This is a genomic window from Barnesiella sp. CU968, from assembly GCF_905219685.1.
Taxonomy (GTDB): domain Bacteria; phylum Bacteroidota; class Bacteroidia; order Bacteroidales; family Muribaculaceae; genus Lepagella; species Lepagella muris_A.
In genome coordinates this window covers 1-6,324 of sequence record NZ_CAJMXD010000165.1, presented here as the reverse complement: position 1 = coordinate 6,324, position 6,324 = coordinate 1, and the positions used below count along the sequence as shown (strand labels likewise).

The window sequence follows — 6,324 nt, the reverse complement described above, 5'->3', positions numbered from 1 at the left end:
TTCAGAATTGAGAATGATATTGATTTCCAGGGCGACTCAATCAAACTGCTTGCAGTGAATGGGGTCAATTTCCAGGCAGAGCTTGACGGCGCGAAACACACGATAAAGAATTATGTCTATTCAAACAATAATTCTACCAAAACAAAACTTCAGGGACCGAATTTGTACGTAGGCAAGTACCTCGGACTTATCGGAACTCTCGGAAGCACAGGTTCGATAAAGAATCTGACACTTGACGGAGTGCTTAAGGCTCACAGTTATATTGGTTCAGTCGTGGGTTATAATTACGGTCTGATCGAGAATGTGACCAACCTGGGATCTGTTGAGACACTTACAAGCGGTTACGCATCGGGAATCGTTTGCCGTTCATATGAGAATTCAATAATCAGGAACTGTGTGAACGAAGGAGCCGTAGTATCCAAGATAACTTATGCAACGGGTATCGTTTACGAGACCAAGGCAGGATCGCTGCTTGAGAATTGCGTCAACAAGGGTTCCGTGACTTCTACCACAACTTCGACGATGGGTATTGTCGCCAATGTCGCAGGAGGCATGAAGGGTTGCGTGAATGAAGGTTCCCTGATGGCTAAAAGTACAATTGCCGGTGTGGCTTATAAAGTTGAAGCTACAGGTTATATGGAGGATTGTGAGAATAAATCCGATATAGACCTTTCCCAGCTTGCCAAACCGGGAAGTGACGTTTATGGAATTGTATATACTTTGTCATCAATATCCGATATTGACGAAGATGGAACGACCGGCTTTATTAAGAATTGTCACAATTACGGCAATCTTAAAGGTTCCAACAATATAATGGGAGCTATAGGAGTAATAAATGCAGGTTGGAAAATTTCTGATTGTTCCAACAGAGGTGATGTGACTGCATCAAACGGGTCCTCGACTGCATACGCATATGGTTTCTCTTCTAAAACCAGTGCCGGAAAGACCAAAGAATCATTGGTTACAATAGAAAGGTGCTTCAATTCCGGTGAAGTCAGAGGAAACGGAGCAGGAATATCCGGTTTTATAGGTGACTTAGCCAAGTTCGGATATATGAGCGATTGTTATAATACGGGTGATGTTTATTCAATCGGATCCAATCCTGCAAACGGTGCGTTGACAGCAGGCGGTCTGGTCGGTAAAATGAATGGTGTCATGGAGCGCTGTTTCAATGCAGGAGATGTGACAGCCACCAATTATGCAGTCGGAGGTCTTGTCGGATATTTTGCATCAGGTGATGTTACGTATCCGACAGTCATGAGAGATTGCTTCAATATCGGAGATGTTGTTTCCAATTATACTGGAACAAGTACTAATGGTAATGCAGGAGGTCTCGGAGGGTATCTCTCTACTTGTAACGAAGATGCACCTCATAGAGTAGAAAATTGTTATAACACCGGAAATGTAACTGCCGAAAGGCGAGTGGGAGGTCTTTTCGGAGGCGTTTTCTATCCATATTCAGTAGTGCGTAATTGTTATAACTCCGGTAAAGTCACATGTCTTAAGACTAACATAATCTCAGATAATAGCGAGCGTTATTTGTGGAGTGGGACAACCTATTCTGGCTCATATACTAAACTTTGTGATGGCGTTGAACGTCTGATGCTGGAGGGTCATGAAAACTGTTTCTATGATGTTGAGATTAACCCAGGTCGCGAGTTCCGTACAGTTCCGGGTTCAAAGAAGACCACTAAAGAGCTTAAGGAGCTTATGATAGGCGAAGGCTTCGCTAATCCTGCCTGGGGTGGCTATCCCGTATTGGCAAGCTTTGCCGACAATGATGCGGCAAATGCCGGATCGGCTCTCCTTCTTCTTGCCGAGAACGATACTTACAGTAAGGTTTCAGGAGAAATCACACTCGTAGGACCTGATGGTTGTGAATGGATTGCAACCGATTTCGTGGATGACGAAGATACTGATGTCGAACCTACATCAACCGAGTCCGCTTCCAAGATTCTGAAGATTGACGGAGGACGCGCTGTCCCGACAGCTTCGGGCAAAGTGATGCTCACATGCCTTTACAAGGGTTTCAAGAAAAACTTCGAAGTTTTGGTAGATTACAAGGAACAATCGGCTGTAGAGGAATCTTTCGCAGGCAAGGAAGTTAAGGAAGTTGTGCTTATTGACCTTCAGGGTCGTCAGGTTGTCACCCCCGAACCCGGTCAAGTATATATCATGCGCACCGTCTTCACCGACGGCACAATGAAGGTAGAGAAGAAGATCGCTAAAAACTGATTCTTCCCGACCAACCTCAATTAGAATCTAAACTAAAGGTTTCGGTCGGAATCCCGATCGAAGCCTTTAATAGTTTAGGTTACAGTTTTGTAAGAATATATGGCTGAACACCATACTTATTTTATACTGAATAATGACATGGCTATAAAAAACTCATTTAAAAAAAGCATCGGGATAATGCTTGCCGGTGGAATGGTTGCTTTTGCCGGTATCAGGGCGAACGCAGTAGTTGCCAATCCCGATCCCAGCACGTTTACACAGCCTGATGGAACCGAAGTGACGTTGCGCCTCTTCGGTGATGAATCCTATAACTATACTATGACTGCGGATGGCTATGCTGTAGTGCTAAACGATATAACCGGAATTTGGGAATATGCGGAACTATCCGCCGGCGGCATGCTTGTTTCCACCGGCATCGGTGCCGCTGACGGCAAGAAAGCACCGGCACGGTCAAAGGGCGTGAGACCGGTGTTCCGGCAAAACCGGAAACAAAAAATGCCTGAACGGCGAAGATACTCACTTGAAACAGGACAATACGATTACGATAGCTTCCGTGGGCTTGTAATTCTTGTGGAATATAACGACACTCCGTTCTCAAGGAATGATATACAAATGGTTTTCGACGAGATGATAAACATGGAGGGTTACGATGGTTATATGACCGATCACATGATACCGACAAAGGTGGAATACACAGGTTCAGTGCGTGACTATTATTATGAAAACTCAGGAGGAGTGTTTGATCCCAGGTTTGATGTGGTTGGTCCCGTGAAAATAGATTATTCGCGACATTATGCAAGACAGACGGCGGGTGCGCAGACTCTTGTCAGTGCCGCGTTGCGCGCTGCTGATTCAGAAGTGAATTATTCCGTATATGATACTGATGGAAATCGCGAGGTGGATATGGTTTATTTTATTTTCTCAGGCGCCGGGTCGAATTTCGCGGGAAACGACGAGACTCTCATATGGCCGCATGCCTCAATGGTGATGAACCTTAGTCTTGACGGGGTTTCCTTTGGCCGTTATGCTTGTTCTACCGAACTTTATGGGGCACCGGCAAATAAATTGCTTGACGGCATCGGGACAATATGTCATGAGTTCAGTCACGTGCTCGGTTTGCCCGATTTATATGATGTGGATTATGAAACAGGAGGGCAGTCAGAACATCCGTCAAAATGGTCAGTGATGGCAAGCGGATCATATCTGAACAAAAGTCGCACCCCTTGCGGATATTCCCTTTTCGAACGTTATGCACTTGGTTTTGCAACTCCCAGGCTTATAACCCGGAGCGGGGAATATGGCATAATTCCTCTTAATGAAGGTGACACACCGGACGGATGCCGGATAAATTCAGCTGTGGAAAATGAATTTTTCCTGCTTGAAAGCCGCACGAAAACACGTTGGGATGAATATCTTCCCGGCGAGGGGCTGCTGGTCCACAGGGTAGATTTGACTAATCCGGCGGTATGGGAAAACAATCGGGTCAATGCGACATCCGGGCGTACCTACTACACATTGCTTCGCGCCTCGCCCCAAGTGTCGGGTGCGACTCTGACCGATAGTGACGGAGACCCCTTTCCCGGCAGCGGCAACGTGACGAGGCTTGACAATGCCACTACCCCCTCGCTGCGTTCGTGGACTATGCAGTCCACTCCCTTTATCATCAATGATATTGAGCTTAAATCTGACGGAACCGTTACTTTCAGCGTTATGGAAGACGATGTGGATACATTGGTGGAAGATTTTGCCAACATGTCTCCTACAACCGGAGATGCCAAGGGGATATCGGGTAAATTTGCCTCTTGGAATTTTTCAAAGGGTGCAAGGATAGAAGCTATGGAAGATTCTGAAAACACAGTGCTTACAACCATAAAAGGCTCTGAAGCGGAGTGCTCAGCCATTGATGCCAAGGTGGAGAACGTGTCAATACGGGTAAACAATGCCACTGCCTCTAATGCCATTTTCCGTCTTTACTCTTCAATAGACAATGGATTGACATGGGTCCCGGTGAATACAGTCGAAGGTTCGGCAAACCCATCCGTGCGAGGAGGAGAGACAATAACTCTACATTACAACACCGGATCACTTGAGAAACCGGCGTTCAGACTGGCGCAGTTCACCGGAAGCGCATCGGCACGATGTGCGGTGGAACTAATGGAAATCACTCTTATGCAAGATAAGGAATCAGGAGTCAGTGTCTTGTATGAAGAAGCTGATCAGGAGTGTGGAGAAGTGAAATGGTACAGTATCTCCGGTTACCAAGTCAGCGCTCCCAATGTGCCGGGAATATATATAAAAGTGAGTGGAGGGAGAGCCACAAAAGTCCATGTTGTGGATTAAGAATCCGGATAAACAACGTCTAAAAGTTTTTTATGATCGGTTTACGGATCGGTCAATATCCCCTGACAAGCACTACAGTCCGGTAAACTGAGGACACGGATGTAGTCTTTCACGGGTGTTTATAGTAATCAAAGTTCCTCAGTCAGCAGCAATTATGGGAAGGACAATAACTTCTTTACTGGTGTCGGGCATGCTTGCAGCAAGCCTGATTGCCCGGGCGCAGACAGAGACGCTGTCGGCATCCGCCGAACTTGACGGTCGGATAGCCGGATCGGTCGCTACGGCTGCAAGTCACAACTCTTTCAACCCCCAATCGCTTCAAGGGGGATTGAGGCTTAAGGTATTGCCCAAAGCTATCATTAAGCCGGAAAGGAAAGTGTCGCCGATACTCAGAAACAGACCTGTGAAAGCGGCAGAATCGCGACAGGCAGGCGATATCGGTGGTTATTATGTGGGCACTTATCAGACACTTGTGAGCGCAAGTTACGATGGCGGCTCAACAATGCAGCTGACCCCCGATGCAGACGGTGACTCGATTACCATCAATAACTTCTGGAATGGATGCAATGTGCGTGCCCATTACGACAAGGTTACGTCGACGGTTTCGATCCCCAGCCAGTATGTGATGACGGATGAATCGCTCGGTCGTCTTGACATTGCAGTGACCCAGACGGATGGAACTCCCGCTTACGACAGGCAGATCACCGGCAAGGTGACTGATGGCGGTTCCATAGATTTCACTGAGGCATGGTGGGGAATATATGTTCAGAAGGAGGGTGCCAACAAGGATAAATTCGTAGGCGCATACTTCAATCTGGCAATGGGAATGCCCAATGGTACAATGACATATAAAACTTCAGACAACAGGCAAGCCGGATATTATGTCATCATAAACCAGACATCGCCAAACATGCTGGCGGTTACGAATATCTTCAACCGTGGTCTGGATATCGAGATTAAACTGAATCGAGACCGCACGGCAGAGATCAACAACCAGACGGCATTTATAAACGGATCCGGTTCGTGGTTGATGATCAAGTGTCTGGAATTTAACGATAAGGGCAATCTTACTAAATATTCGCCTGTCATTGCAACTGCGGCAGCTCCGGCAGCCGACAACAGCACTCTCTCCTGGACAGACTGGTCGCTGCTGTGCGCGGAGGCTAAGTCATATGCGGGTGTGCTGACGGAGGCAAGGCTTTCTGCCGATACTCCATGGAAATATCCCGAACTCAGTGTTGACGGATTTGAGGGAGACGGAACCGTTGAAAGCCCTTACCTGATTTCATCTCTTGATCATCTCATTCTTCTTTCAGACAAGGTGAACAGCGATGATAACTATGTGGGCGTGTACGGAACACAGAAATATACACGTACATATATAGGCAAGCACTTTGCCCTTACCTCCGATATTGACATGAAGGGTTATGCATTCGATGCCATTGGCAAAACCTGGAATCAGCGGTTTGCAGGCTCATTGGATGGCAGGGGGCATACTATCCGTGGGCTTAACGTAAATTCGGGTGCAGATGCGTATGCCGGTCTGTTCGGCATTTGTGACACTACGACGGTGATAAAGAATATAGTGATCGAACAACCTGTAGTTTCCAGTCAATATCTCAGCGCGGGACCGGTTGCCGCATGGTGTATCGGTTCGCTCGAGAACATAACAGGTACAACCGTCCGCGATAGCGTATTTAAGCTTGTCTGTAAAGTTCCTAACTTTGCCATAAAATTTGAATTATGGAT

The 6,324-nt window shown here is 46.8% G+C and carries 2 protein-coding genes and 1 pseudogene; all 3 read left to right on the top strand.

Features of this window, described 5'->3' with window-relative positions:
• A partial coding sequence (locus tag JX312_RS07695) for a hypothetical protein (protein WP_204457598.1) occupies nucleotides 1–2,235 on the top strand: 2,235 nt, incomplete at its 5' end.
• 138 nt (nucleotides 2,236–2,373) lie between these two features.
• Nucleotides 2,374–4,575: a M6 family metalloprotease domain-containing protein gene (locus tag JX312_RS07690; RefSeq protein WP_204457597.1), complete on the top strand. Its 2,202-nt coding sequence runs from the start codon at nucleotides 2,374–2,376 to the stop codon at nucleotides 4,573–4,575.
• A gap of 154 nt (nucleotides 4,576–4,729) precedes the next feature.
• Nucleotides 4,730–6,324 (top strand): annotated as a pseudogene (locus JX312_RS07685) (hypothetical protein); the annotation flags it as partial.